Below are 24672 nucleotides of genomic sequence, written 5' to 3' on the forward strand. Positions count from 1 at the left end.
AATTGCCTGATGATCCTGATCGTTTACGCCCATCCCTACCCCGACCAGTCGCGGGTCAACCAGCAAATGCTCAAGCGCGCGTCCACCCATCCGCACGTGGTGATACGGTCTCTCTACGACCTCTATCCCAACTTCGACATCGACGTCGAGGCCGAACAGCGCGCCGTCGAACAGGCAGGCCTGGTCGTGCTCCAGCATCCGATGTACTGGTACAGCATGCCGCCCCTGCTGAAATTGTGGATCGATAAGGTGTTTACCCACGGCTGGGCGTACGGCAAAGGCGCAACGGCCCTCACGGACAAAAGCCTGCTCTGGGCGGTGACCACCGGCGGCGAACACGATCATTTCCAGATGGGCGCCTATCCAGGCTTTTGCGTGCTGGCCCAGCCCCTCCAGGCGACCGCGCTTTACTGCCACATGCGCTGGTTGGAGCCGGTGGTCGTGCATGGCGCGTATGCCGCCGAATCCGACGCCCAACGCGCACAAATCGAACACTACGGCGAACGCCTGGCCGCCTGGAAGGAAGATTGATATGGAGACCCATAGCCTGATTGAAATGCTGATCTACCTGGCCTCGGCGACGTTGATCGTACCGATTGCCGTACGTTTCGGCCTGGGCCCGGTGTTGGGTTACCTGCTGGCCGGCTGCGTGATCGGCCCGTGGGGGCTGAAGTTGATTACCGACGTCAAGGCCATCCTGGAGTTCGCCGAAATCGGCGTGGTCCTGATGCTGTTCATCATCGGCCTTGAGCTCGATCCCAAACGCCTGTGGGCGCTGCGTCGGATGGTGTTTGGTGGCGGCGCGCTACAGATGCTCGCTTGCGGTGCCGCCATTGCGGCGTTTTGCGCAGCACTCGGGCTGGGTTGGACGGCGGCATTGCTGGTAGGCCTGACCCTGAGCCTTTCCTCCACGGCCATCGCCATGCAGGCAATGAGCGAACGCAACCTGACCGCGACCGCCGTGGGCCGCAGCAGCTTTGCCGTGCTGCTGTTTCAGGACATCGCGGCCATTCCCCTGGTCGCCATGATCCCGTTGCTCTCGGCCCACGGCAATACACCGTCGGGCACCGCCCTGGCGTTGTCGATCGTCAAGATCGTCGCCGCCATCAGCGTCGTCGTGCTGCTCGGGCGTTACGTGACGCGACCGCTGCTGCGCTTCGCCGCGCGCTCGGGCCTGCGTGAAATCTTCAGTGCCGTGGCGTTGTTCCTGGTGTTCGGCTTCGGCTTTCTGCTGGAAGAAGCCGGCCTGTCGATGGCCATGGGCGCCTTCCTCGCCGGTGTGCTGTTGGCCAGTTCCGAATACCGCCATGCCCTGGAGAGCGACATCGAACCGTTCAAGGGCCTGCTGCTGGGGTTGTTCTTCATCGGCGTCGGCATGTCGATCGATTTCGGCACGCTGATCGACTCACCGCTGAAAGTCATCACCCTGACCCTCGGGTTCATCCTGATCAAACTGCTGGTGATCAAGACCGTCAGTCGCTTCCTGAATGTTCCCGCCGGCCAGCGTTCCTGGCAGGCGGTATTGCTCGGCCAGGGCAGTGAGTTCGCCTTCGTGGTGTTCGGCGCCGCGACGCTGGCCGGCATCCTGACCGACCAGTGGGGCAAGAGCCTGACGCTGGCGGTGGCGTTGTCGATGTGCGTGACGCCCTTGCTCATTTTGGTGTTGGAGCGGATCGAGTCGGCCGGCAAAAAAGGCCGCCAGGAATCCGACCTCGTCGACCAGCAAAACCCGCGGGTGATCATCGCCGGCTTCGGCCGTTTCGGGCAGATCGCCGGACGCTTGCTGATGTCCTGCGGCGTCGAGGTGGTGGTCCTGGATCACGACCCCGACAACATCGAGACGCTGCGCAAATTCGGCGTGAAGGTGTTCTACGGCGACGCCACGCGCCTCGATCTGCTACACGCGGCCGGGGCGGCCCAGGCGGCGGTGCTGATCAATGCGATCGACGATCAGCAAGACAACCTGACACTGACCCGGTTGGCCCAGGAACACTTCCCCACGCTGAAACTCGTCGTTCGCGCGCGGGACATGGGCCACCTGATCAACCTGCGTCAGATGGGCGTGGAAATCGCCGAGCGGGAAACCTTCGAGAGCGCGTTGGCGTTGGGCCGCAGTGCGCTGGTGCAAATGGGTGTCGGAGCATACGAGGCGCGTGAGCGCGCCGATCAGTTCCGTCGCCTCAACCTGCAGATGCTCGAAGAAATCGTCGCCCAGCCGGAAGACGACCTCAAGTTCCGGCACGACGCCTACCGGCGGGCCAACGCGTTGCTCACCGAGATGTTCAACGAAGACCGCGCGCGCCCCGTCGACAGCTGGCCGGAGCATCATCGGAACGAGACGGAAGAAGCGCGCAGCTGATCCGCCCCACTCACACACGCCCAAACTGACGCCGGTACGCCACCGGTGTCAGCCCCGTCAGCGCCTTGAACATCCTTTGCAGATTGGAACTGCTGCTGAACCCCAGCTCGGCGCCGATGCTGGCAAGGGGCAGAGACGTGAGCGTCAGGCGCTCGCCGACCTGGTTCAACTTGATGCACCGGGCATACGCGGCGACGGTCTGGCCGGTTTCGCTGCCGACCTTGCGCGCCAGGGTGCGCTCGGACATGGCGAGCCGCTCCGCCAACGCCTTGACGGTGATCTGCTCCGCCGGCATCTGCTCGATCAGCCCATGCAACCGACGCAGCAAGCCGTCGGGCTGCTGGATCAGGGCGATGCCCTGGAACGCCGCATGAGGCACCGCCGGACGCGGCAGCACCATCAGCCGGGTGATGTCGCGCAGCACGTCACGGCTCACGCTTCGCTCGATCAGGTGCTCGGCGATGGGCAAGTAACCGTTCACCCCCGACGCGGTGGCGGTTCGCTCGTTGAACACGCAGTTCTGTTCGCTCTGCCAGCGGACTTCTGCGTACTGCGCCTGCATCGCCTGCGCGAGCCACCAGGTCACCGTCGCGCCCTGCCCGTTCAATCGACCGCAGGCGGCCAGCAGGCAAACGCCCGTGCAGTAGGCCCAGAGCTGAACGTCTCGGAGACGTTTCGCCAGTGTTTTCAACAGCTGGCTCTGCCCGGCAACGACCGCATTCACCTGCTCGGCCGATTCGGCCCAGAAACCAGGCACCAGGACCACGTCCAGATCAGCGCTACCCAGCGCCGCCTCCGCATGCAGGCTGATGCCATGAGCACAATTCACCGGACCGGCGTGTAGCGCGACATACGCCGCCTCGAACAGCACCCGCCCGCGCCTGCGATTGGCCGCGTGCAGCAGATCGGCGAACGCAAACAGGCCGGCGGGCATGCAGCCGGGGAACAGCAGTAGACCGATACGGAGTTTGTTGGGCATGGCGTGAAATGAATCAATGATGTCAGATCCGGCCATTATGCCCATCGCCGCGAATCGGCACCATGAAGCGCTCGCTCAAAAAAGGAACGCCTCATGAAGATCCAGCAAATCCGCAACGCCACAATCATCCTTGAGTCCGGCCCGTATCGCGTGCTCGTCGACCCGATGCTGGCCGACCAGGGCGCGCTGCCGCCGCTTCGCCTGTTCGGCGCCACCCAGCGCAACCCGCTGGTGGCGCTGCCGGCGTCTACCGGTGATGATCTGGAAACCGTCACTCACTGCCTGATCACGCACTGCCAGAAAGGCCATTTCGACCATTTGGACCGCGCGGCGAAACGCTGGCTGAGGGACAGGCAGATCCCGGTCATTTGCACGCCCAATGATGCCGGTTATCTCGCCAAGCGTGGCCTGAACGTCCAACCGCTCGCCAACGATCATGAGCAACCCGGCGCATTCCTGGGCGGCACCCTTCGCACCGTCAAATGCACCCATGGACGTGGCCTGGTGGGCAAGCTGATGGAACACGGCGTCGGCTACCTGATCGAGTGGCCCGGCGAACCGAGCGTGTACCTCACCGGCGACACCCTGCTCACCGCCACCGTGCGCGAATTCGTCCTGCGCCATCAACCGCAGGTCAGCGTGGTGCCGGCCGGCGGCGCGCGGTTCGACATCGGTGGGGACATCATCATGGGCCTCGAGGAGACTCTTGAATTCGCGCGCTTGTCTCACGGGTTCGTGGTGGCCAATCACCTGGAAGCGATCAGCCATTGTCCGACGACGCGAACGGCGCTGCGCGACGCCGCGGGGTTGGCTGGAATCGAGGGACGGTTGCTCGTGCCAGACGACGGCCAGACGTTGCTCTTTCCCGCCGCCTAGACCAATGCGTCCAACTCGGCGAGCATCGGCCCTGGAATCCGCAGTTCGCTCGCCGTGAGGTTTTCCCGCAGGTGCGCCACGGACGACGTTCCAGGAATCAGCAGAATGTTCGGCGCGCGTTGCAGCAGCCATGCCAGCGCGACACACAGCGGTGATGCGTCCAGGCGTGCGGCGACATCCGACAGTGTTTGCGATTGCAGCGGCGTGAACCCACCCAGCGGGAAGAACGGCACGTAGGCGATGCCCTGTCGGCCCAGGTCAACGATCAGTTGTTCATCGTCGCGGTGGGTCAGGTTGTAGTGATTCTGCACGCAGACCACCTTGGCGACGCCTTGGGCCTCCTTGACCTGCGAGGCGGTGACATTGCTCAAGCCCAAATGGCGTATCAAGCCTTGGCGCTGAAGCTCGGCCAATGTCGTGAAGGACTCTTCAATCGATCCCTCAGCGGGCGCATGCACATCGCCCATGACTCGCAGATTGACCACTTCCAGCACCTCGACGCCGAGGTTGCGCAAGTTATCGTGCACCGCTCGGGTCAGCTCGGCGGGGCTCTGTGCTGGGTTCCATGACGCATCGGCGCCACGAACCGCGCCGACCTTGCTCACAATGACCAGGTCATCGGCGTAAGGGTGCAGCGCCTCACGGATCAACCGGTTAGTGACATGAGGCCCATAGAAATCCGCGGTATCGATGTGATTGACTCCGGCCGCCAAGGCTTCGCGCAGCACCGCAATGGCCGCCGCCGGGTCCTTGGGCGGCCCGAACACCTGTGGTCCCGCCAGTTGCATCGCGCCGTAACCCATGCGATTGACCGTACGATCACCCAGTAAAAACGTTCCTGCGTTATCTGCATTGCTCATCGCGTACCCCTTGGATAAATGTGCGTGAGCCGACTATAGGCGTTGACCTCTGCACTGATAATCAGGTGCAATCCGCACGGGTTGTACGGTGGAGAGAACAATGGCGGCAGACATTCAAGACTTGCTCGCCTTCGTCGCGGTGGTCAACGCGGGAGGGTTTCGTGAAGGCGCTCGGCTCAGCGGCAAATCCGCCTCCAGCCTCAGCGACGCCGTACGCCGCATCGAAAGCCGACTCGGCGTGCGCCTGCTCAATCGCACCACCCGCAGCGTGGTGCCAACCGAGGCCGGCGCACGGCTAATGGAACGCATCGTGCCGGCTTTGGGCGAGGTGGAATCCGCGCTGGACGTCGTCAACGATTTTCGCGACCGTCCCTCGGGCACCCTCAGGTTGAATGTCCCCGTCAGCGCCGCCCGGCTGGTGTTGCCTTCAATCATCGCGCCATTTCTGAAAAGCTATCCCGACATCCGCCTGGAAGTGGTCACCGAAGAGAGCTTCGTCGACATGCTCGCCGCTGGCTGTGACGCGGGCATTCGCTACGACGAGCGCCTTGAACAGGACATGATCGCGATCCCCATCGGCCCCCGCCTCCAACGCTTCGCGACCGCTGCCTCACCGGCGTATCTCGACGCCAGGGGCCGGCCTGAGCATCCGCGAGACTTGCTGCAACACGCTTGCCTGGCGGGCAAGTTTCCCAGCGGTGCGTTGCCGCTCTGGGAATATGAGCGCGACGGCGAGACCATCAGCGTCGAACCGAACGGCCCGCTGATCGTGCGCATCGGCGGTGCCATGGACCTCGCGGTGCAGGCTGCGGTGGATGGGCTGGGGATCGTCCACCTGTTCGAGGACTGGCTTCGACCGCACCTGGACAGCGGCGTCCTCGAGCCGGTGCTCGAAACATGGTGGCAGCGTTTTACCGGACCGTTTCTCTACTACCCCGGACGCCGTTACCTGCCCTCGCCGCTGAGGGCGTTTGTAGACTTCATCAATGAGAACCGCGGTAGCTGAGGGGGTCGGGGCGCAGGCACGTTTCTGCGCGATCCCTCACAAGCAACTAGCGCTTGCTCAACTCCATTCCCTGGGCCTGCCACAGCGTCTGGAACGGTCCTTCGCGCTGGCGCAGTTCATCGGGCGAACCGTCTTCGACAATTCTTCCGGCCTGAAGGACCAGGATCCGGTCGAACCGCGCGACCGTCGACAACCGGTGCGCCACCGCGAGCACGGTGCGGCCGCGCATCAGGTCGTCCAGGGCCATCTGCACCTTGGCTTCGGATTCCGAATCCAGCGCCGAGGTGGCTTCGTCGAGGATCAGGATCGGCGCGTCCTTGAGGAAGGCCCGCGCCAACCCGAGGCGTTGTCGCTGGCCGCCCGAGAGCATCACGCCGCGTTCGCCGACCAAGGTGTTGAACCCTTCCGGCAGGCTGCGGATGAACTCCTCGCAATAGGCATGGCGGGCTGCGTCGATGACGTGTGCCTCGGTGGCATCGGGCTGGCCATAGGCGATGTTTTCGTAAATGGTCCGATTGAACAACGCCGGCTCCTGCGGCACCACGGCGATCTGGCTGCGCAGGCTGTCCTGGCTGACCGAGCGCACGTCCCGCCCATCGATAAGGATCATCCCGCTACGCACATCGTCCAAGCGCTGGACCAGGTTGATCAGCGTCGACTTGCCCGCGCCCGACGGCCCGACGATCCCGACTTTCTGGCCGGCCGGGATGTCGAGGGACAGATGCTTGATTGCCCCACGGCCGTCGGCGTAGCTGTAGCTGACGTCGATAAACTGGATGTTGCCGCGCCCAGGCGCCAACTCCGCCGGGGTGTCGCTGAGGGCGTGAGGCTGGACGATGATGCGCAGGGTTTCGGCGATGACACCCATCTGCTGCGAGGTGTCCACCAGCGCCAGCGCCAAGTCCCGTGAGCCGTGCAGGATGCGAAACGACAACGCGCTGACCATCACCACATCGCCCGGCGTGATCTGCCCGTCCTGCCACAGCAGAATCGACCAACCGAGCATGCCGCCGGCCATGATCGACAGGCAGATGTCATGCAGGACCCGGGCTTTTTCCAGGTAGATCCAGCTACGGCGCTGGGCCTTGGCCTCGACGCCAATCGCCTGCTCCAGCCGGCGCCGTTCACGGTGGCGGGCAGAGAACGCCTTGATCGTCCAGACGTTGGAGACCTGATCGACCAATTCACCACCGACCCGCGCCGACTGCGAAGCAAAATCGATATGCCGGCTGCGCCCACGCAAGCCCATCACGGTGATCAGCGAGGCCACGGCGACCACGGCGCCAATCAATGCGATGCCCATCGAAAATCGCACGGTAAACAGCACCACCACGGCGCCGATGAAATCAACGCAAGGCGGAATGATTTTCCAGGCGAGGCCACCGTAGATCGACCCGGCCGCCGCCCCCGCCGAGGAAATCCGGTTCGCCAGGGCCCCGGCGAAATGCTCGGAAAAATAGCGCATCGGGTGGCCCGTCAAATGATTGAACAGGTCGATCCGCAGGTCCGCGCAACTGGCGACCACGGTGCGGCAACCCAAGTAGCCACCCGACCGCCAGAACAGGTTTTCCACTACGATCAGGGCAATGAACACCGTGAACGGCCGCCACACGTGGCCGGCGGCTTCCCGGCCCTGGGCCATCGCGTCGACCAGCAGCTTCATGCCGAACTGCACCGCCACGGCGCAACTCGCGGCGCCGACGATCAGCACAAACAACGTCGCGAAATGCCACGGCCTGACGGTGACGTATCGCCACAGAAAAGCGATGGCGGTATTCGGCAACGGCACGCCATGGGACTGATGGCTGTTCATGGCATTTGCGCCGTGGCCACGGGCGAGGCAAAACGCGCCTGCAAGGCCTTCATTGCCAGCGTCAGCGGATGGAAAGATGCGCGGCTGCCCTCGTTGTCGGCGTAACCAAACACGCCGGTGGGACAGTAGCGATCATCATCCCAACCCGGGTAATCGAGAAACGGGTACCAGCACATGCCTGCCATCGGAATGCCGCGCTCCATCGCCAGCGCCAACTGCTCACCGATGTAGTGCAACCAGGGCACCCGAGCGGTGTCTTCGGCCCCCGTTTCAGAGAGCAACAGGGGCCTTCGATAACGCTGGTGGACTTCGCTGAGCATGCCCGCCAACGGGCGATAATCCGCGCTACCCGGCTCGATCCGATTGCCGTGCAGGAACCATTGGTTATGCGGATAGAAGTTGACGCCGAGAATATCCAGATAATCTTCACGCCCTCCCAACCCCGGCCAGCTCCTGCCGGTGAGCAGGTCCCAGGCCTCGAACTGGGATTGCCGATACGCCTCGGCGGCCTCGATATCCTCGGCTCGCCGCGACGAGGACCGCACGTTGATCAGCGGGTCGCACTGGACGAATCTCGCGGCGGGAGTCACCTCGCGAATCGCCTCGATTGCCGCGATACTCGCGCGCACCAACTGGTGCTTGAGCTCCATGCCCCGTTGCCGCGCGGTGGGGTTGAAGTAGCCGACGTCGCCGCCAGCCCAGCTCCAGAAGGAGATTTCGTTGATCGGCGAGTAGAACGTCGTCTCGATCCCCTCCTCGCGCATCAACCGCGCGACGGCGGCGGCGAAGCGGGCGAATCGCGCGACGAAGGCCGGGCGCCAGATGTCCAGGTCGTCGGGGTAGCCGTAGTGACAAAGATCCCACACCACTTGCATATCACAGCGCTGGGCAGCGCGCAGCATCGGCAGGAAACTGCTCCAGTCATAACGTCCCGGCTGCTGCTCGATCAAATGCCAACGCAAGCCATCCCTGGCGCAGCGAATGCCCAGGTCGGCGAGTCGCCGATAATCCTGCTCGGCCCAGCGGTCATGACGGGTCGCGGCGAGCATGTCCAGCCGACGACCATCGGCCCGGCGATGGGTGGAGCATTCGTAGCCGGCCATCACGAAACTGTTGAAGATCCTCTCCTGCACGCTGCTGCCTCCCAGTGTCTGGATGAAGCCGGATCAACCCGGCTCGACCTCGTGGGCCCTCGTCACGACCCCTTCGCCCTCGGCGATGCGCTGATACAGCGCCAGCGCCTGACCGACCACCTGGTCCATGTTGTAGTACTTGTAGGTGCCCAGCCGACCGAGAAAAGTCACCCCCGGTGTTTCGTCAGCCAACGCCTTGTAGCGTTTGTATAGCTCGGCGTTCTCCGCGCGTGGCACTGGGTAATACGGGTCACCCTCGGCACAGGGAAATTCGTAGGTCACGCTGGTGCGCGGGTGTTGCTGGCCGGTGAGGTGCTTGTATTCGGTGATGCGCGTGTAAGGCACCACCTCGTCCGGGTAATTGACCACCGCCACCGGCTGGAACTGCTCCTGATCGATGGTTTCATGCTGGAAACGCAACGAGCGATAGGGCAGTCGGCCAAAGCAATGATCGAAGTACTCATCGATAGGCCCGCAATACACCAGCTCACGATGAGGGATGCGTTCGCGCACGGTCCTGAAATCGGTGGACAACAGCACATCGATGTTGGGATGGTCGAGCATGCGCTCGAACATCCGGGTGTAGCCGTGCAAGGGCATCATCTGGAACTGGTCGGTGAAATACCGATCGTCCGTGTTGGTGCGTGTCGGCACTCGCGAGGTCACCGATTTGTCCAGTTGCGAAGGGTCAAGGCCCCATTGCTTGCGGGTGTAGCCGCGAAAGAATTTCTCGTAGAGTTCGCGGCCGATCTGGTTGATGACCACGTCTTCGGAGGTGCGGATCGAGTCCACAGGTTCTGCCCGCTGGGCCAGGAACGCTTCGGCTTCCTCTTCATCCATGGACAGCCCGAACAGCGTATTGAGCGTCGTCAGGTTGATGGGAATCGGCACGCGATGCTCATCGACCTGGGCCAGGACCCGATGCTCGTACGGTCGCCATTCAGTGAACCGCGACAGGTAATCGACAATGCGCTGGGCATTGGTGTGGAAGATGTGCGGCCCGTAGCGGTGGACTAACACGCCCGCCTCGTCCAGGTGGTCGTATGCATTGCCACCGATGTGATCGCGACGATCCACCAGCAGGACGCGCTTGCCCAACCCTTCGGCCAGCCGCTCGGCCAACACGCTGCCAGCGAAACCGGCACCCACGATCAGATAGTCATACCGCGCGCTGTCCTGGAATGTACCGAGGGAGCCGAGGGTATCGAGGGTTATCGTTGGCATTCGATCTGCTCCTTCATCTGGGCGCAGGTCTTGTCCCAAGACATGCCGTCCAGCGCCTTGTCGGCATACTGCGCAATCACCCCTGGCTGGGTCCGCAAGTCCAACGCGGCCTGAATCGCGTCGATGAACCCCTGGGGTGAATCGGCAATGGCCACCACCCCACTCTCGCCGTAGCCATTGACGACATCGCGAATTGGCGTAGATACCACAGGACAACCACCCGCCAGGTATTCGGGCGTCTTGGTGGGGCTGATGAAGCGGGTGGATTCGTTCAGGGCGAACGGCATCAACGCCACGTCCCATCCCGCCAGATAAGCCGGTAGCTCGTCATACTGCCTGGCGCCCAGGTAATGGATATTCGACAGGCGCGGCAACGTCTGCGGATCGATCTTCACCACCGGCCCGATCAATACAATGTTCCAGTCAGGCCGCAGCGCCGCCAGCTCGCCGACCAGCTCGATATCGAAACGCTCATCGATGACGCCGAAGAAACCCAGCCGCGGATGGCCGATATCGGCCTGGTCCGCCGGGTCGGGAATCGGCTGCCGGGCTGCGCCGAAGTGCGCGATGTCGACGCTGCTGGGCATGGCATGGACGTTGTCGTGATGTTGCCGCTTGGCTTCCCACAAGCTGTAGCCGCCGGTGAACACCACATCGGCCTTGGCCATCAACCGACGTTCCATTTCCACCAACGCGGGCGGCGCGAACTTGAAGGCCGAGAGCTCGTCCATGCAATCGAAGATCACTACATTGGGCTCCAGGTGATCGGTGAAGGCCTGGCTCATCGGCGTGAGGTACCAGAGAATCAATTCATTCGGCCAGTGCTCGGCCAGCCAGGCATCGAGCAACTCACGCTGCGCGTCTATCACCTGGGTTTCATCCAGCCCTTCGGGAAGCCTGGGCACCAACACCGTCACACCCTCAGCCACCGCGTAGGTTTCCAGGTGCGCGAACTGCCGGCCCTCGAATATCGGCTCCTCGAAAAACAGCACGTCGTAATCCTTGGCCAATCGCGACATCACGTGTTGGGGACGCTGGTAGACAAAGCCCCAGCGCAAGTGCGACAGGCACAGAAGCGTAGGTCGCAAGCCCGTGGCGGCAGCGGCGCCGTGTTGGGGAAGAAGCTGTTCTTGTTGATTCATATGAGTTTCCTTTTCTAGAGACCGATGCTGGACCGAGCACAATTCCTGGCGGGGATCTGGCACTGCTCTGCCTGCCAGACAAGGCTTGAACACATCCCTCACGCGCTGCCTTGTGGACGTTGGAGAAAGGCGATTTCGATGCCGTTCCAAATCTTGTTGAAGCCAGCCGACAAAGTGCACACACCGATCAGTCAACTGCTCTGAACTCCTTGCACTCGCCACCACCCTCAACAGAACAGGCTGATGTCTCAAACGCGCACCACTGCCGAGAGAGACCGCCGGACAACGCCGAGTGTCTTGCCCAACAGACACCAGGACAGGGATAACCGAGGGGGATCGAGTGATGATTTTGGTGACAGGTGGTGCGGGTTATATAGGTGCTCACGTGGCGGTCGAGTTGATGAACCGGGGCGACGCGGTGCTGATCCTCGACAACCTCTGCAACAGCTCCCGAACGACAGTGCAGCGCATTGCGAAGGTAGTGGGCCGTGAGCCGGGCTTCATCCACGCCGATGTGCGCAACCGTCGGGCATTGGATAACGTCTTCAAGGAATACCCCATCGAGGCCGTCGTCCATTGCGCCGGGCTCAAGGCCGTGGGTGAAAGTGTGCGCGAGCCGTTGAGGTATTTCGAAACGAACGTCAGCGGCAGCGTCACGCTGTGCCAGGCCATGGCCGACGCGGGCGTGTTCAAGCTGGTATTCAGCTCATCGGCGACGGTCTATGGCGACTGCACCCAGATGCCCATCGCCGAAACGTGCCCAACGGGTCAGCCAACCAATCCGTACGGCCAGTCGAAATTGATGGCCGAGCACGTCATGAGAAGCATGGCGGCGTCCGATGGGCGCTGGTCCGTGGGGCTACTGCGCTACTTCAATCCCATCGGCTCGCACTTTTCCGGTCAGTTGGGAGAGACGCCAACGCAGACGCCCAACAACCTCTTGCCCTACCTGCTGCAGGTAGCCAATCGCGAGCGCGATGTGCTGCGAATCTTCGGCTCCGACTATCCGACGCCAGACGGCACCGGGATCCGGGACTATGTCCATGTGATGGACTTGGCCGAGGGGCATTTGCGAGCCATGGAGTTCTTGCGCGAGCAGACTGGGGTGCATATCTGGAACCTGGGCACCGGGCGCGGTTATTCGGTGTTGGAGGTGGTCAGTGCTTTCGAGCGGGTCACTGGGGTGACGGTGCCGCTGGCTTTCGAACCGCGGCGACCTGGTGATATTGCTCGTTGCTGGGCGGACCCGGGAAAAGCGGCCGGTCAATTGGGTTGGACGGCGCGGCATGGGCTTGAGCGGATGCTAGAAGATGCGTGGCGTTGGCAGTGCTTGAATTTCCCTCGGATCGAGCCGCGGGAGGTGGTTTTGCGGAGTATTGAGCAGGGGTGAGTTGATTTAGCTCAGGGACGCGTGGGTGGTGTGCATATCCGTTTTTTTGGTAGCTGATTATGGTTCCGCCCTTACGGCGACTCACTTTTGCGCTTCACAAAAGTGAGTCGCTGTCAGAGCGAAACCGCCAGCAGCCGCTACCAAAAAACCGGATATACACACCAAAACCAGCAGCGAAAATCGGCAAAGAAATTCACCCCCGAGGCAACCGCATCCCCCCCACATTCAAACAATCGCGCTGATTGCGCGAAAGCACCTCAACCGTCAGCCGATAAGCCTGGTCCGCAGCGTCCTTGAGCAACTGCCAATCCTCCAGGCTGATAAATTCGTGCAGCACCAATTCATCAGCACGCCGAATCAACGTGTCGTAATAATCCTCAGGAAAGTCCAGGCGATACGCATCGTCCTCAAGCAACAATCGCCAGGCTTTCAATTCCATCTCAAGATCAGTTTCACTCACGGGCGGTTGTCCTTTAAAAGTGAGTAAGGCCCACCCGACGTCGATACGCGGCATCGGGTAGCAAAACGAACGACCCTTGGAAAATGCGCGGCTCTGCACCGAGACGATGAGCGGTCGGATAAGGGGATGAAATGCCGTTTGATTTTCCGCTCATCCGGTCAGGATCAGGATTTTCGAACCAAGCTTTGAAGCCCCGGCTCGGAGGTACATAACACCGCCGCAGCCAACCGATCATGGCTCGGACCAGCGGCTGTCACGGCGGGGTGTTGCCTATGTCTGCCTGGAGTTTTCGTGATGTGTGAATGTTTCGTTCAACCAGTTTCTTCCAAGGACTCCCTGGCGTTTTTTGCCCAGCGGGAAACGTTCGGCGCCAGCCACTCCCCAAGCCTTTCGGCTGATTGTCTTCACGCCGCGGCGGAGCCCACGCTTCATGACCGACAAACCGTGATCAAGCCGAACATGCAGGTCAGCGCCATCCGCAACCGTGGCGGGCGGCTGGAGTGCATCAAGGTTCGCTGGGGGTGGTCGCCGGTCTGGTCGATGGGCACGATGCCGCCGCTGACCCACCTGCCCCTGCACCTGGTGATGCGCTCCAAAGTGTTTGACCGGATCAAGCGCGACGGTCGCGTGCTGGTGGCGGTGGACGGCTGGTACGAAGCTTCGGACACGGCCGCGCAACACCAGGCCAAGCGCCTGAGCTATACGACCTCAAGACAATCGTCACCCATTTTTCTCGCGGCCCTGGCCCAGGCCAGCGAAAGGCCGAACGGCTGTGACGGACTGGCCTTGGTGACCTACGGTGACATTGCCAATCAACAACAGCGGCTGCTGGCCTTCACGGGCGAGAATGCACTCGAATGGTTGCGCCCTGAGCTGGATTGGGAACAGGCCCGGCACATGGCCGCGCATGTAGCGGTCACTGAACCGCAACTGGAACACGTGCTGACCGCCAAGCGGATGGTCCAGGGCCGGCGCTGACGGTCGCCCGATGAAGTGAAGGAAATCGCTAGCGGCGCGAGGATCGACGCTAAACTGGCAGGCCAGTCGCTTTTGCAGCGACTGGCCCCTTTTCTTTTTCGAGCTAGAGACTTCCATGGCGAACCACGACATCACGTTCACCCCAGACCCGGACACAGACTCCATCTCTTGCGACGTCGCCGGTTTCGGCGGCCTGCTGGTTTCTACCCAGATCCCGACCCGCGCCGACGGTAGCCTGGAGCTGGGTGACATCACCCTGCAGAGCGAGTGCACGTTGCAAGCGCTCAAGTCCGCCTTGGAACGTGCCGGCAGTTCCATGGACCGTGTGTTGCACTTGACCATCTACCTCACCGACATGGCCGATCGCGCGGCGTTCAACGAGGTGTACAAACGCTTCTTCGCCAAACCCTGGCCAGTGCGCGCCGCCGTGGGCGTTGCGGCGTTGGCGGTCGAGGGGATGCGGGTGGAAGTGACGGCGATGGCGGCGAAGCGCTGAGTGCACAGTATTTGTGGCCTTGCGAAACGCTTTCGTGGCGAGGGAGCTTGCTCCCGCTGGACTGCGAAGCAGGCCCAAGCTTTTTGCCAAGGCAGAAATTTTTGGGGCGGCTTCGCCACCCAGCGGGAGCAAGCTCCCTCGCCACGGGTGCATTGCCAAGCCAGACTCCCTGCTCATCAGGGACTGTGTTTATTCAGTTGTAGGATCCTTCTGCATCAGGCTACGTCGTCTTGCGCCGTTACCTACAACTACGCCAGAATCCGCCGGCTTGTGCGCCTTGGGGTCGGGCTTTACTGTTGCTCGGTCGCTGAAAATCAGCGATCGGGTTTGGTAGCCCGACCTTTGACTTGACGCATAGCCCCTGTCTTACAGGCCTTTTCGGTATCTGTTATGGCGGTCATGCGCAGGGCGTCTTTGGACGCGCCGGTTTCCAAGTCACCGGTCTACCAACCCGCGTATGGCCGCCACCCTTCGTTTGGTAGCGAGAGAGTGATGGCTCCTAATTTAAGATTTGGAGATTCATCCATGTTCAAAGCAACCCCAAACCCGCCAAACACCGAACCCACCCAACTCTTCACCCTCATCGACGGCATCGACACCGAAGCCCTGCTCGCCAACCTCAGCGAAACCCTCGCCTCGGCCAACGCCATGATCAATGACCTGGCGTTCGACCTGGACGGCTCGCGACGGCACGTTGCCCTGGGCATCCTGCAACTGATCGAACTGGGCGCCATGCTCGCCAATCGAGCCCTGGATAACGTCGAAGCTCGCTAGCCGGGCACATCACCTCCGTGGCGAGGGAGCTTGCTCCCGCTGGCCTGCGCAGCGGGCCCAAGCTTTTGCCAAGGCAGAAACTTTTTGAGGCGGCTTCGCCACCCAGCGGGAGCAAGCTCCCTCGCCACGGGGGGCTGGCAGGCAATCGCCTGGTAAATCCCCGCCTATACTTCTCTGCCAATCCCCCCGGGGCCTGCACTTCCAACAATAAAAAGCAGAGGTGGAACATGGTCTGGCAACAAGTCTACGATCCCTTCGGTAATGCGGTGCTGTCGACGCTACTGGCGGCGGTCCCGGTGGTGGTGATGCTGGCGTCCCTGGCGTTCTTTCATATCAAGGCGCACCTGGCGGCGTTGTATGCCCTGGCTTCGGCGTTACTCATTGCGATCTTCGCTTTCGGCATGCCGGCGGACATGGCCGGTTCGGCGGCGTTGTATGGCGCGGCCAATGGGCTGCTACCCATCGGTTGGATCGTGCTCAACATCATTTTCCTGCACCGGCTGACCACCGAGAACGGCTCGTTCAAGGTCTTGCAGGATTCCCTGGCGCGCATCACCGATGACCGGCGCCTGCAATTGCTGCTGATCGCCTTTTGTTTCGGTGCGTTCTTCGAGGGCGCGGCGGGCTTTGGCACGCCGGTGGCGGTGACCGGGGCGATCCTGATCGGGCTGGGTTTTTCGCCCCTTGCCGCGTCGGGCCTGGCGTTGATCGCCAACACCGCGCCGGTGGCGTTCGGTGCACTGGGCACGCCGATCATCACGCTGGCCAAGGTCACTGGGCTGGATGAGATGGAGTTGTCGATGATGGTCGGTCGGCAACTGCCGTTTTTCTCCGTGCTCGTGCCGTTCTGGCTGATCTGGGCGTTTGCCGGCTGGCGCAAGATGCTGGAGGTCTGGCCGGCAATCCTGGTGGCCGGCGTCAGCTTCGCCATTCCGCAATTCCTGGTGTCGAACTACCACGGGCCGATGCTGGTGGATGTGATCGCCGCGTTGATTTCCATGGCGTGCCTGACCGGGTTTCTCAAGGTCTGGAAACCGGCCACGATCCACACCTCGGCGGCGTTGACCGGTCGGCACGATGACTCGAAGATCGACGCGAGCGAGCAACAGCAACCGGTCGCCACCGGCGCTTTCGACAGCGACGCCCGTCCCGCCGTGCTGCGCGCATGGATGCCATGGATCATCCTTACGGTGTTCGTATTTGCCTGGGGCACCCAAGGCTTCAAGAATCTGTTCGATACGCGCCCGGCCATCGATTCCCAGACCCAATCGGCCCGGCTCGATCCCCAGGGCAAGCCGATGCGCGAGGCGAATCCGATCTTCTCGCCGCTGGTGACGTTCGGCACCATCCACCAGCAGATCGAAAAGGTCCCGCCCGTGGTGCCCCAGCCTAAAACCGAGGAAGCGGTGTACAAGTTCAACTGGTTCACCGCCACCGGCAGCGGCATCTTCCTGGCAGCGATTCTCGGCGGTTTGCTGATGGGCTATTCCATCCCGCAACTGGCGCGCCAGTACCTGCGAACGCTGTGGGTGGTGCGTTATTCGTTGATCACCATCGTGGCGATGCTGGCGCTGGGGTTCCTCACGCGCTATTCGGGCCTGGACGCCACCATGGGCCTGGCCTTCGCCGCGACGGGGATTTTCTACCCAATGTTCGGCACCCTGCTGGGCTGGCTCGGCGTGGCGCTGACCGGTTCGGACACGGCGTCCAACGTGCTGTTCGGCGGTTTGCAACGGGTGACGGCGGAGCAGTTGGGCATCAGCCCGGTGTTGATGGCCGCCGCGAACAGTTCAGGCGGGGTCATGGGCAAGATGGTCGACGCCCAGTCGATCGTGGTCGCCTCTACCGCAACGCGCTGGTACGGCCACGAAGGGGAAATCCTGCGCTACGTGTTTTTCCACTCGGTGGTGCTGGCGATTCTGGTGGGCGGGCTGGTGACGTTGCAGGCGTATGTCGAGCCGTTCAGTCATATGGTGGTGGGAGGAAAGTAACGGCTTGAACAAGCTTTTATGGCGAGGGAGCTTGCTCCCTCGCCACGGGTAAGCGTACTTACCTGGTCAGGCTTACTGAACGTTCTTCAGCTTGACCACATCACCCGACACCGAGGTGGTATAGCCGGTCAGGACCCAGGCCCAGAACCAGTTTTCCTGGACCTGAGTGTTGATCATCGCGTCGCCGCCCTTGGCCTTGATCGCCGCATCCTGGGCGCGCACGAAGCGGTTGTTCTGGCGGATCGGGATCACACCGAACAGCAACAGGCCAGTGGCCTTGGCTTCACTGTGGCCGACCACGGTGTATTGGCTGCTGTCGTACTGCTTGGTTTTCATCGGGGTGCCGGTGCAGCCCGCCAGGGCCAGGCCGAACAGGGCACAGGCGACAACTTTGCTGAAGTGGTTCATTTGACGCTCCATAGGAAAACGCCCGGGATCCATCTCTCGGGCGGCGCGTACTCTAACCGATCAGCAACAAAAAGACACAACGTCATTCCGCCTGTTTAGGGGCTCAAAGGCTCATTGCAGAGCCATCCGTCAGTTGGGCCTCCAGCGAAGCAGACTCCCGTCGATAGCATGAAAACTGCGCCACGGAAGGCAATTTACTGTCTTGACGACCGCCAGATACGGCCGGTCCCGTTGGAGGATTTCATCATGATTGACGTGACTGTCTGGAGCGTTACCCTGCCGGTGCAAACACCCGCGCAGGTCGTGGCGACAAAAGCCATGCCCACTTTGAAAAACAAGTATTTCGACAATAACGGCCAGAGGATCGTCTTCTGGGCGCCCGTCACCGGCTCCCATACCGGTAACAGCAACTACCCGCGCTCCGAACTGCGGGAAACCAGCAAAGACGGGAAACACCGCAATTGGCGCTACAACAGCGGCACCAACACCCTCAAGGGGGAGCTGTCGGTAAACCAGGTGCCTTCGGAAGGCCGTGTGGTGGTGGCGCAGATTCACGCCAAGGAGGCGCCGACGCCGTTGTTGAAACTGGTTTATCGCTATGAAAAGGGCGTCGGCAACATCGACGTGGAATACCGCTTCAAGCCCAAGGACAAGAAAAGCCCGGTGATCTTGACCGTGCCCAAGGTGCCGTTGAACAAATCGTTCTCGTACACGCTGCAAATGGACAAGCAAGGCCAGCTCACGATGCTGATCGGCAAGAGTGGCAAACAGGTGAAGCTGGACAAGTCCTGGCAAGGCTACGATTTCTACTTCAAGGCCGGCGTCTACACCCTGGATAACAAGGGCAACACCAATGAAGGCGGGAAAGTGACCTACACCAAGCTGAACGTCAGTCACAAGTGACTGACGTTCTTCCTATTCAAGCCTTGGACGGCGTCACGGCCACTTGCCGGCCGCTGAAGGTCAACAGGAAACACACGAGCACCACCAGCGCAAAACCGGCCGGGAACAACCAGATGCTGTTCCAATCGTGGCCGCCCTCTACCACAAAGTGATCGGTCACCTGCCCCGCCACCCAGAAACCGATCAACATTCCCACGCCATAGGTCGCCAGGGTGATCAACCCCTGGGCCGAGCTGCGCAGGTGTTTTGGCGCCTTGGCGTCGGTGTAGATCTGTCCCGTGACAAAAAAGAAGTCATAGCAGATGCCGTGCAGCGCGATGCCGGTGAACAGCATGAAGGCCAGGTCGCCATTGTTGCCATAGGCAAACAGCACGTAGCGCAGCGCCCAGGCCAACATGCCCACCAAAAGCGCCAACTTGATGCCGAAGCGCTGGATGAACAGCGGCAGCAGCAACATGAACAGCACCTCTGACACCTGCCCGATGGCCATCTTCGCCGTCGGGTTGGTCATGCCGGTTTCGGCGAGGAACGGGTTGGCGTTCTGGTAGTAGAACGCCAAGGGGATGCAGATCAGGATCGACGCGATGAAGAACACCAGGTAGCTGCGGTCCTTGAGCAACCCCAATGCATCGAGCCCCAGCGATTGCTTGACGCTGCCGGCGCTCGCTTGCTCCTTGAGCGGCGCCGTGCCGGGCAGCGTGAAGCTGTAGAGCCCGAGGACCAGCGAAGCGATTGCCGCCATCAGGAATGTATTGCGCAGGCCGCCCGCCACAATCGCTTCGCGCGAGTCCCAGGCGAACACGAAACTGATCACCACGCCGGCGACGATCCAACCGAGCGTGCCCCAGACCCGGATGCGCGAGAACTCCAGCGTCGGGTCGCGCATCTGCCGGAACGCCACGGAATTGACCAGGGCCAGCGTCGGCATGTAGATCACCATGTACGCCAGCACAAAGGGGTAGAAAGCGCTGAAATCCGCCGCCGAATAGAGCTGATACAGCAACACCGCGCCGATCAGGTGCAGCACCGCCAGGATGCGCTCGGCATTGAAGTAGCGGTCGGCGATCAGGCCGATCACGAACGGCGCAATGATCGCGCCCCAGGATTGGGTGGCGAAAGCCATGCCGATCTGCCCGCCGCTGGCGCCCAAGGTATTGGACAGGAAAGTCCCCAGGGTGACGAACCAGCCGCCCCAGATAAAGAACTGCAGGAACATCATCACGCTCAGGCGTGCATTCATCGTGGTCATGACAGTCACCGTTTTATTGTTGTTCTTGTTGAAACAAAGCCTTGTGCCGCTTTTGTGGCCTGCTTTTGTGGAGAGGGAGTTTGCTCCCTCGCCACAGGGGTTATGTCATTGGCTTCGGGGGCAACCCCAACAGCCGCCGATTGGAATCTTCATCCGCCGTGACGCCGGCAAAATCATCGAACGCCTTGCGGGTCTTGCTGATCATGTGCCGCTGGATGAACGCCGCGCCTTCGGCCGCGCCCTGTTGCGAATCCTTCAGGCAGCACTCCCATTCCAGGACCGCCCAACCGTTGAAATCGTATTGGGTCAACTTGCTGAAGATTGATTTGAAATCGATCTGGCCATCGCCCAATGAGCGGAACCGGCCGGGACGATCCACCCAGCCCTGATAACCGCCGTAGACTCCGGAACGGGCATCGGGACGGAATTCGGCGTCCTTGACGTGGAACATGCGGATGCGTTCGTGATAGCGATCGATGAAGCCCAGGTAGTCCATCTGTTGCAGCAACAGATGGCTGGGGTCGTAGAGGATCGCTGCGCGCGGATGCTGATCGACGGCTTCGAGGAAACGCTCGAACGAGGCGCCGTCGTGCAGGTCCTCGCCGGGGTGGATTTCATAGCACAGATCCACACCGGCCGCGTCGAAGCAGTCGAGGATCGGCAGCCAGCGCCGGGCCAGCTCGGCAAAACCTTGCTCCACCAGGCCCGCCGGTCGCTGCGGCCACGGGTACATATAGGGCCACAGCAGCGCCCCGGAAAACGTCGCGTGCGCCGTGAGGCCCAGGCGCTGGCTGGCACGAGCGGCCAGTTTCAGCTGCTCGATGGCCCACTCGGTGCGTGCCTGGGGTTGGCCGCGCAGGTGGGCCGGGGCGAAGTCGTCGAACAGCGCGTCGAACGCCGGGTGCACGGCCACCAGTTGCCCTTGCAAGTGCGTCGAGAGCTCACTGATCTGCACACCGGCCTGGGCGCAGGTGGCCTTGAGTTCGTCACAATACTCCTGGCTCTCGGCAGCCCGGGCCAAGTCGATGTAGCGGCTGCCCAGGGTCGGCAGTTGGATGGCTTTGTAGCCTTGGGACGCGGCCCATTGGGCGATGTTGGCCAAGGTGTCGAACGGCGCTTCATCGGCCATGAACTGCGCCAGGAAAATAGCCGGGCCGCGCAGGCCGCTCAGTGTTTCGTCGGGAGTATTCACAGCAGCGACTCTCCAGTTTGCACTGCGGTCCACTTGGCATCGCCACGGTGATTGAGAATGGCGGCTTCGATGAACGCCATGCCGCGCAAGCCGGTTTCAATGCCGGGTACGCCAGGCACGTCAGGGCCTTCGACTCGACCACGAATGGCCCGGGCGAAATCGCCATATAGGTTGGCCATGGCTTCCAGGTAACCCTCGGGATGCCCCGCTGGCAGCCGCATGCGACGAGTCGCCGCCTCGCACAGCCAAGGTTGGCCGATGCCGCTACGCAGGATGCGCAAAGGCTGATCGAAGGCGCGATGGATCAGGCTCGCCGGTTCTTCCTGGCGCCACTCCAGCGCGCCTTTGTCGCCATAGACGCGGAGCTTCAAGGGGTTTTCTTCACCGGTGCAGACTTGGCTGGCGATCAACACGCCGCTGACGTCCCCGCCCATCTTCAGCAGCATCGCGGCGTCGTCGTCCAGTTGCCGGCCCGGTACATGCGTGCCCAGGGCGGCGCAGAGCTGTTGGACGGGTTGGTCCACGACGAACTCCGCCAGGGAAAACGCATGGGTACCAATGTCGCCGATGCAACCGCCCAGCCCGGATTGTGCGGGATCGTCGCGCCACTCCGCCTGTTTGTTGCCTCGAGCAGCGAGATCCTGGCTGAGCCAGCCCTGGGGATACTCGACGAACACTTTGCGCACCTGGCCGATCACGCCCGAGCGCACCATCTCCCGCGCCTGCCAGACCATCGGATATCCCAAGTAGGTATGGGCCAGACCATAGAGGCGGCGGCTGCCTTGCAGGTCGTCCTTGAGCGTCAGCAATTGCTTGAGGTTCAGCGCCGCGGGCTTTTCGCTGAACACGTGGAAACCGGCCTTCAACGCCTGGCGGGCGATGGGCGCGTGCAGGTGATTGGGTGTGACGATCACCAGCAGCTCCATGCGTTGGTCCAGCGGCAGCAGCGCTTCGGCGTCAAGCATCTGTTGCCAGTCGTGGTAGCAACGGGACGCGGCCAGCCCGAGGGCGCCGCCGGTTTCACGGTTATTGTCGGGGTCGCGGCTGAACGCGCCGCACACCAGTTCGAAACTACCGTCCAGGCCCGCGGCCTGACGGTGGGCCCGGCCGATGAACGCCCCTGCTCCGCCGCCGACGAAGCCCATTCTTATTTTCGGTGCTACAGGATTCATCGTGACTCTCTTCTGTCCGGACTGGATATGTAACCGGTTACATCATGGCGAGAAATCTAGGCTCGGTTTTGCCGCGTGTCAAACCCCAAGCGACACCGAGAACATTTGTCAGGCGTCGAACCTGCGGTAAGCTCGCGGCCATGCCTGCCTCCGCAGGCGCCGAATCGAGGTGATCTTGTCGAATATCCGTGAGGTGGCCCGGCTGGCCGGTGTTTCGGTGGCCACGGTGTCCAGAACACTGAAATCCCCCGAGCGCGTGCTGCCCGAGACCCGGGACAAGGTCAACGCGGCGGTGGCGCAGGCCGGTTATCGGCCGAACCTGATGGCGGTGCAATTTCGCTCCCGGCGCACCGGCAATCTGGTGATCCTGGTCCCGGCAATCGCCAACACCTTTTTCGCCCGGGTCATCAGCGGCGCCCAACAGGCGGCGCAAGCGGCCGGCTATCGACTGCTGCTGTGCGACACCCAGGGCCGGGAAGCCATCGAGCAGGAATTCGCCGCGCTGGTCTATGCCCACCAGGCTGACGGGGTGATCCAACTGCGGGCGTGCGACCCTTTCGTTTCACTGCCGCCGGGCACCGACGCGTTGCCGTTGGTCAATGCCTGCGAAGTGGTCAAGGACGCCCCCTACCCGACCATCAGCCTCGACAACCGCAGCGCCGCCCAGGCCATGACCGATCACTTGATCGGGCTCGGCCACCGCCGCATCGGCATTATCAAAGGCCCCCGCAGCAGCCCGTTGACCCTCGACCGCGTGGCCGGTTATCGGGATGCCCTGCGCAACGCCGGCATCGCCATCGACCCCGAGCTGATCTGCCACGGCGACTTCACCCTCAAGGCCGGATACGACGGTGCCGGAACCATGCTCGCATTGGCCGAGCGCCCGAGCGCGCTGTTCTGCGAAAACGACGAGATGGCCATCGGCGCGCTCAAGCGCATCAAACAGATGGGCCTGCGGGTGCCCGAGGACATTTCCCTGGTGGGCTTCGATGACATCCCCTTCGCCGCGTATTGCGATCCGCCGCTGACCACCATTTCCCAGCCGGCTGAAACCTTTGGTCACAAAGCCGTAGAGATGCTGATCGCCCTGATCGAGAAAACCCCTATCCCACAGCGGCACGTGCTGTTGCCGTTCGAGCTGACCGTGCGCGGCAGCAGCGCAGCGCCAGGCTCCAGCATGGCTTGATCGACACATCGGACTTGCCGACTCGCCATCAGGCCCGTTTCGACTACAGTGGAAATACTCTGCAAAAGCCATAACAAGACGGAGAGTCTCCATGCGAATCAACAAGCGCTTCACGCTCCTGGCCGCCACCGCAGCCTTGATAATCACTACCACCGTTCATGCCGCCCCGGTGTACATCAATATCCTGACCGGGGGCACCAGCGGTGTGTATTACCCGATTGGCGTCGGGCTCTCGCAGATCTACAGCAGCGGCATCAAGGATTCCAAGACGTCGGTCCAGGCCACCAAGGCTTCGGTGGAAAACCTGAACCTGCTGCAAGCCGGACGCGGGGAATTGGCGTTTGCCTTGGGCGACTCGGTGGCGGACGCCAAGAATGGGGTGGAAGACGCCGGCTTCAAGGCTCCGTTGACCAAGTTGCGGGCCATCGCCGGCGCCTACCCCAACTACATACAAATCGTCGCCAGCCAGGAATCGGGCATCAAGACCCTGGCCGACCTCAAGGGCAAGACCGTTTCGGTCGGCGCGGCGAAATCCGGCACCGAGCTCAACGCCCGGGCAATATTCAAGGCGGCGGGCCTGACCTACAGCGATATGAAGGTGCAATACCTGCCATTCGCCGAGTCGGTGGACCTGATCAAGAACCGCCAGTTGGATGCCACGTTGCAGTCTTCCGGCCTGGGCATGGCCGCGATTCGTGACCTGGCGTCGACCATGGCATTGAACTACGTGTCGATTCCCACCGATGTCGTGGCAAAAATCGGCAACCCGGCCTACTTGAGCGCACAAATCCCGGCCAACACCTACGACGGACAAACAGACGCCGTGCCCACCGTGGCCATCACCAATATCCTGGTGACGCGCGAGGATGTCCCGGATGAAGTGGCCTATCAGATGACCAAGCTGCTGTTCGAGAACCTCAATCGCCTGGGCACGTCCCATTCGGCGGCGAAGGACATTTCCCTGAAAAACGCCGCGAAGAACCTGCCGATAGCCCTGCACCCTGGCGCCGAACGTTACTACAAGGAAGTGGGCGCGCTGTAGTCCCTTGGGGCGGCAACGGCGCTGGCCGCCGTTGCCGTG

Annotated in this window: 23 protein-coding genes; 12 read left to right on the forward strand and 11 right to left on the reverse strand. The window is 62.1% G+C overall.

Going from position 1 to position 24672, the window contains the following annotated elements; translation table 11 throughout:
* Positions 1–9: 9 nt before the first annotated feature.
* Both kefF and kefC read left to right on the forward strand, forming a co-directional pair.
* On the forward strand, positions 10–531 hold the full coding sequence (kefF, locus tag HU806_RS00845) for a glutathione-regulated potassium-efflux system oxidoreductase KefF (RefSeq protein WP_186609183.1): 522 nt from the start codon (positions 10–12) through the stop codon (positions 529–531).
* 1 nt (position 532) lies between these two features.
* Positions 533–2359, forward strand: a complete 1827-nt coding sequence (gene kefC / locus HU806_RS00850) for a glutathione-regulated potassium-efflux system protein KefC (protein WP_186609184.1) — start codon at positions 533–535, stop codon at positions 2357–2359.
* A 10-nt stretch (positions 2360–2369) separates the two neighbouring features.
* Here kefC and HU806_RS00855 read toward each other — a convergent pair whose 3' ends face one another.
* The gene (locus HU806_RS00855) at positions 2370–3338 is read right to left on the reverse strand and encodes a GlxA family transcriptional regulator (RefSeq protein ID WP_186609185.1); all 969 of its coding nucleotides are present in this window, start codon (positions 3336–3338) and stop codon (positions 2370–2372) included.
* Between the two features lie 93 nt (positions 3339–3431).
* Here HU806_RS00855 and HU806_RS00860 point away from each other — a divergent pair, with 93 nt between their 5' ends.
* Positions 3432–4214: an MBL fold metallo-hydrolase gene (locus HU806_RS00860; protein WP_186609186.1), complete on the forward strand. Its 783-nt coding sequence runs from the start codon at positions 3432–3434 to the stop codon at positions 4212–4214.
* Here the strand turns inward: HU806_RS00860 and HU806_RS00865 are convergent.
* Positions 4211–5074, reverse strand: coding sequence for an aldo/keto reductase family oxidoreductase (locus tag HU806_RS00865; protein WP_186609187.1), 864 nt, complete (start codon positions 5072–5074; stop codon positions 4211–4213). The two genes, HU806_RS00860 and HU806_RS00865, sit on opposite strands and share 4 nt — an antisense overlap.
* Before the next feature lie 100 nt (positions 5075–5174).
* Here HU806_RS00865 and HU806_RS00870 point away from each other — a divergent pair, with 100 nt between their 5' ends.
* Positions 5175–6080: a LysR family transcriptional regulator gene (locus tag HU806_RS00870; RefSeq protein ID WP_186609189.1), complete on the forward strand. Its 906-nt coding sequence runs from the start codon at positions 5175–5177 to the stop codon at positions 6078–6080.
* A 46-nt stretch (positions 6081–6126) separates the two neighbouring features.
* On the opposite strand, the gene HU806_RS00875 is transcribed toward HU806_RS00870, so the two are convergent.
* The 4 genes from HU806_RS00875 to HU806_RS00890 form a co-directional block, all read right to left on the reverse strand.
* Positions 6127–7893 carry an ABC transporter ATP-binding protein gene (locus HU806_RS00875; protein WP_186609191.1) on the reverse strand — a complete coding sequence of 589 codons (1767 nt, stop codon included), beginning with the start codon at positions 7891–7893 and terminating at the stop codon, positions 6127–6129.
* Positions 7890–8996 (reverse strand): glycoside hydrolase family 113 protein, encoded by a 1107-nt coding sequence (locus tag HU806_RS00880; RefSeq protein WP_186609621.1) that lies wholly within the window; start codon positions 8994–8996, stop codon positions 7890–7892. Before HU806_RS00880 ends, HU806_RS00875 begins: the two co-directional genes overlap by 4 nt.
* Positions 8997–9059: 63 nt before the next feature.
* A complete protein-coding gene (gene glf / locus HU806_RS00885; RefSeq protein WP_186609200.1) occupies positions 9060–10250 on the reverse strand; it encodes a UDP-galactopyranose mutase in 1191 nt (396 codons plus the stop codon).
* The gene (locus tag HU806_RS00890) at positions 10238–11392 is read right to left on the reverse strand and encodes a glycosyltransferase family 1 protein (RefSeq protein ID WP_186609203.1); all 1155 of its coding nucleotides are present in this window, start codon (positions 11390–11392) and stop codon (positions 10238–10240) included. Before HU806_RS00890 ends, glf begins: the two co-directional genes overlap by 13 nt.
* A 343-nt stretch (positions 11393–11735) precedes the next feature.
* Between HU806_RS00890 and galE the strand changes: the two genes are divergently transcribed.
* Positions 11736–12782 (forward strand): UDP-glucose 4-epimerase GalE, encoded by a 1047-nt coding sequence (gene galE, locus HU806_RS00895; RefSeq protein WP_186609205.1) that lies wholly within the window; start codon positions 11736–11738, stop codon positions 12780–12782.
* Between the two features lie 193 nt (positions 12783–12975).
* On the opposite strand, the gene HU806_RS00900 is transcribed toward galE, so the two are convergent.
* Positions 12976–13242 (reverse strand): hypothetical protein, encoded by a 267-nt coding sequence (locus HU806_RS00900; RefSeq protein ID WP_186609207.1) that lies wholly within the window; start codon positions 13240–13242, stop codon positions 12976–12978.
* Between the two features lie 294 nt (positions 13243–13536).
* On the opposite strand from HU806_RS00900, the gene HU806_RS00905 reads away from it, so the two are divergent.
* The 4 genes from HU806_RS00905 to HU806_RS00920 all read left to right on the forward strand — a co-directional run bounded on the left by HU806_RS00905 (position 13537) and on the right by HU806_RS00920 (position 17481).
* Positions 13537–14220 (forward strand): SOS response-associated peptidase family protein, encoded by a 684-nt coding sequence (locus tag HU806_RS00905; protein ID WP_186609209.1) that lies wholly within the window; start codon positions 13537–13539, stop codon positions 14218–14220.
* Between the two features lie 115 nt (positions 14221–14335).
* A complete protein-coding gene (locus HU806_RS00910; protein ID WP_186609211.1) occupies positions 14336–14716 on the forward strand; it encodes a RidA family protein in 381 nt (126 codons plus the stop codon).
* Between the two features lie 525 nt (positions 14717–15241).
* Entirely contained in the window at positions 15242–15490 is a 249-nt protein-coding gene (locus tag HU806_RS00915) for a DUF6124 family protein (protein ID WP_186609213.1), read from the forward strand.
* Positions 15491–15717: 227 nt separating this feature from the next.
* A complete protein-coding gene (locus tag HU806_RS00920; RefSeq protein ID WP_186609215.1) occupies positions 15718–17481 on the forward strand; it encodes an L-lactate permease in 1764 nt (587 codons plus the stop codon).
* A gap of 72 nt (positions 17482–17553) precedes the next feature.
* On the opposite strand, the gene HU806_RS00925 is transcribed toward HU806_RS00920, so the two are convergent.
* Positions 17554–17889, reverse strand: a complete 336-nt coding sequence (locus HU806_RS00925) for a hypothetical protein (protein WP_186609217.1) — start codon at positions 17887–17889, stop codon at positions 17554–17556.
* Positions 17890–18135: 246 nt separating this feature from the next.
* On the opposite strand from HU806_RS00925, the gene HU806_RS00930 reads away from it, so the two are divergent.
* A complete protein-coding gene (locus HU806_RS00930) occupies positions 18136–18792 on the forward strand; it encodes a polysaccharide lyase family 7 protein (protein ID WP_186609219.1) in 657 nt (218 codons plus the stop codon).
* 16 nt (positions 18793–18808) lie between these two features.
* On the opposite strand, the gene HU806_RS00935 is transcribed toward HU806_RS00930, so the two are convergent.
* The 3 genes from HU806_RS00935 to HU806_RS00945 form a co-directional block, all read right to left on the reverse strand.
* Positions 18809–20041, reverse strand: coding sequence for a nucleoside permease (locus HU806_RS00935; protein WP_186609221.1), 1233 nt, complete (start codon positions 20039–20041; stop codon positions 18809–18811).
* 100 nt (positions 20042–20141) lie between these two features.
* On the reverse strand, positions 20142–21233 hold the full coding sequence (locus tag HU806_RS00940) for a TIM barrel protein (protein WP_186609223.1): 1092 nt from the start codon (positions 21231–21233) through the stop codon (positions 20142–20144).
* On the reverse strand, positions 21230–22405 hold the full coding sequence (locus HU806_RS00945) for a Gfo/Idh/MocA family protein (RefSeq protein ID WP_186609225.1): 1176 nt from the start codon (positions 22403–22405) through the stop codon (positions 21230–21232). The genes HU806_RS00940 and HU806_RS00945 overlap by 4 nt, the downstream gene beginning before the upstream one ends.
* Positions 22406–22580: 175 nt before the next feature.
* On the opposite strand from HU806_RS00945, the gene HU806_RS00950 reads away from it, so the two are divergent.
* A complete protein-coding gene (locus HU806_RS00950) occupies positions 22581–23591 on the forward strand; it encodes a LacI family DNA-binding transcriptional regulator (protein ID WP_186609227.1) in 1011 nt (336 codons plus the stop codon).
* A gap of 91 nt (positions 23592–23682) precedes the next feature.
* The gene (locus HU806_RS00955; RefSeq protein WP_186609229.1) at positions 23683–24633 is read left to right on the forward strand and encodes a TAXI family TRAP transporter solute-binding subunit; all 951 of its coding nucleotides are present in this window, start codon (positions 23683–23685) and stop codon (positions 24631–24633) included.
* The last annotated feature ends 39 nt before the right edge of the window (positions 24634–24672 follow it).

This window comes from Pseudomonas sp. SWRI154 (assembly GCF_014268645.1).
Classification (GTDB): domain Bacteria; phylum Pseudomonadota; class Gammaproteobacteria; order Pseudomonadales; family Pseudomonadaceae; genus Aquipseudomonas; species Aquipseudomonas marvdashtae.

Bases quoted from the DNA above. Each gene is read 5' to 3' on its own strand.
- kefF (WP_186609183.1), top strand. From the start codon at position 10: ATGATCCTGATCGTTTACGCCCATCCCTACCCCGACCAGTCGCGGGTC.
- kefC (WP_186609184.1), top strand. From the start codon at position 533: ATGGAGACCCATAGCCTGATTGAAATGCTGATCTACCTGGCCTCGGCG.
- HU806_RS00855 (WP_186609185.1), bottom strand. From the start codon at position 3,338: ATGCCCAACAAACTCCGTATCGGTCTACTGCTGTTCCCCGGCTGCATG.
- HU806_RS00860 (WP_186609186.1), top strand. From the start codon at position 3,432: ATGAAGATCCAGCAAATCCGCAACGCCACAATCATCCTTGAGTCCGGC.
- HU806_RS00865 (WP_186609187.1), bottom strand. From the start codon at position 5,074: ATGAGCAATGCAGATAACGCAGGAACGTTTTTACTGGGTGATCGTACG.
- HU806_RS00870 (WP_186609189.1), top strand. From the start codon at position 5,175: ATGGCGGCAGACATTCAAGACTTGCTCGCCTTCGTCGCGGTGGTCAAC.
- HU806_RS00875 (WP_186609191.1), bottom strand. From the start codon at position 7,893: ATGAACAGCCATCAGTCCCATGGCGTGCCGTTGCCGAATACCGCCATC.
- HU806_RS00880 (WP_186609621.1), bottom strand. From the start codon at position 8,996: ATGGCCGGCTACGAATGCTCCACCCATCGCCGGGCCGATGGTCGTCGG.
- glf (WP_186609200.1), bottom strand. From the start codon at position 10,250: ATGCCAACGATAACCCTCGATACCCTCGGCTCCCTCGGTACATTCCAG.
- HU806_RS00890 (WP_186609203.1), bottom strand. From the start codon at position 11,392: ATGAATCAACAAGAACAGCTTCTTCCCCAACACGGCGCCGCTGCCGCC.
- galE (WP_186609205.1), top strand. From the start codon at position 11,736: ATGATTTTGGTGACAGGTGGTGCGGGTTATATAGGTGCTCACGTGGCG.
- HU806_RS00905 (WP_186609209.1), top strand. From the start codon at position 13,537: ATGTGTGAATGTTTCGTTCAACCAGTTTCTTCCAAGGACTCCCTGGCG.
- HU806_RS00910 (WP_186609211.1), top strand. From the start codon at position 14,336: ATGGCGAACCACGACATCACGTTCACCCCAGACCCGGACACAGACTCC.
- HU806_RS00915 (WP_186609213.1), top strand. From the start codon at position 15,242: ATGTTCAAAGCAACCCCAAACCCGCCAAACACCGAACCCACCCAACTC.
- HU806_RS00920 (WP_186609215.1), top strand. From the start codon at position 15,718: ATGGTCTGGCAACAAGTCTACGATCCCTTCGGTAATGCGGTGCTGTCG.
- HU806_RS00925 (WP_186609217.1), bottom strand. From the start codon at position 17,889: ATGAACCACTTCAGCAAAGTTGTCGCCTGTGCCCTGTTCGGCCTGGCC.
- HU806_RS00930 (WP_186609219.1), top strand. From the start codon at position 18,136: ATGATTGACGTGACTGTCTGGAGCGTTACCCTGCCGGTGCAAACACCC.
- HU806_RS00935 (WP_186609221.1), bottom strand. From the start codon at position 20,041: ATGACCACGATGAATGCACGCCTGAGCGTGATGATGTTCCTGCAGTTC.
- HU806_RS00945 (WP_186609225.1), bottom strand. From the start codon at position 22,405: ATGAATCCTGTAGCACCGAAAATAAGAATGGGCTTCGTCGGCGGCGGA.
- HU806_RS00955 (WP_186609229.1), top strand. From the start codon at position 23,683: ATGCGAATCAACAAGCGCTTCACGCTCCTGGCCGCCACCGCAGCCTTG.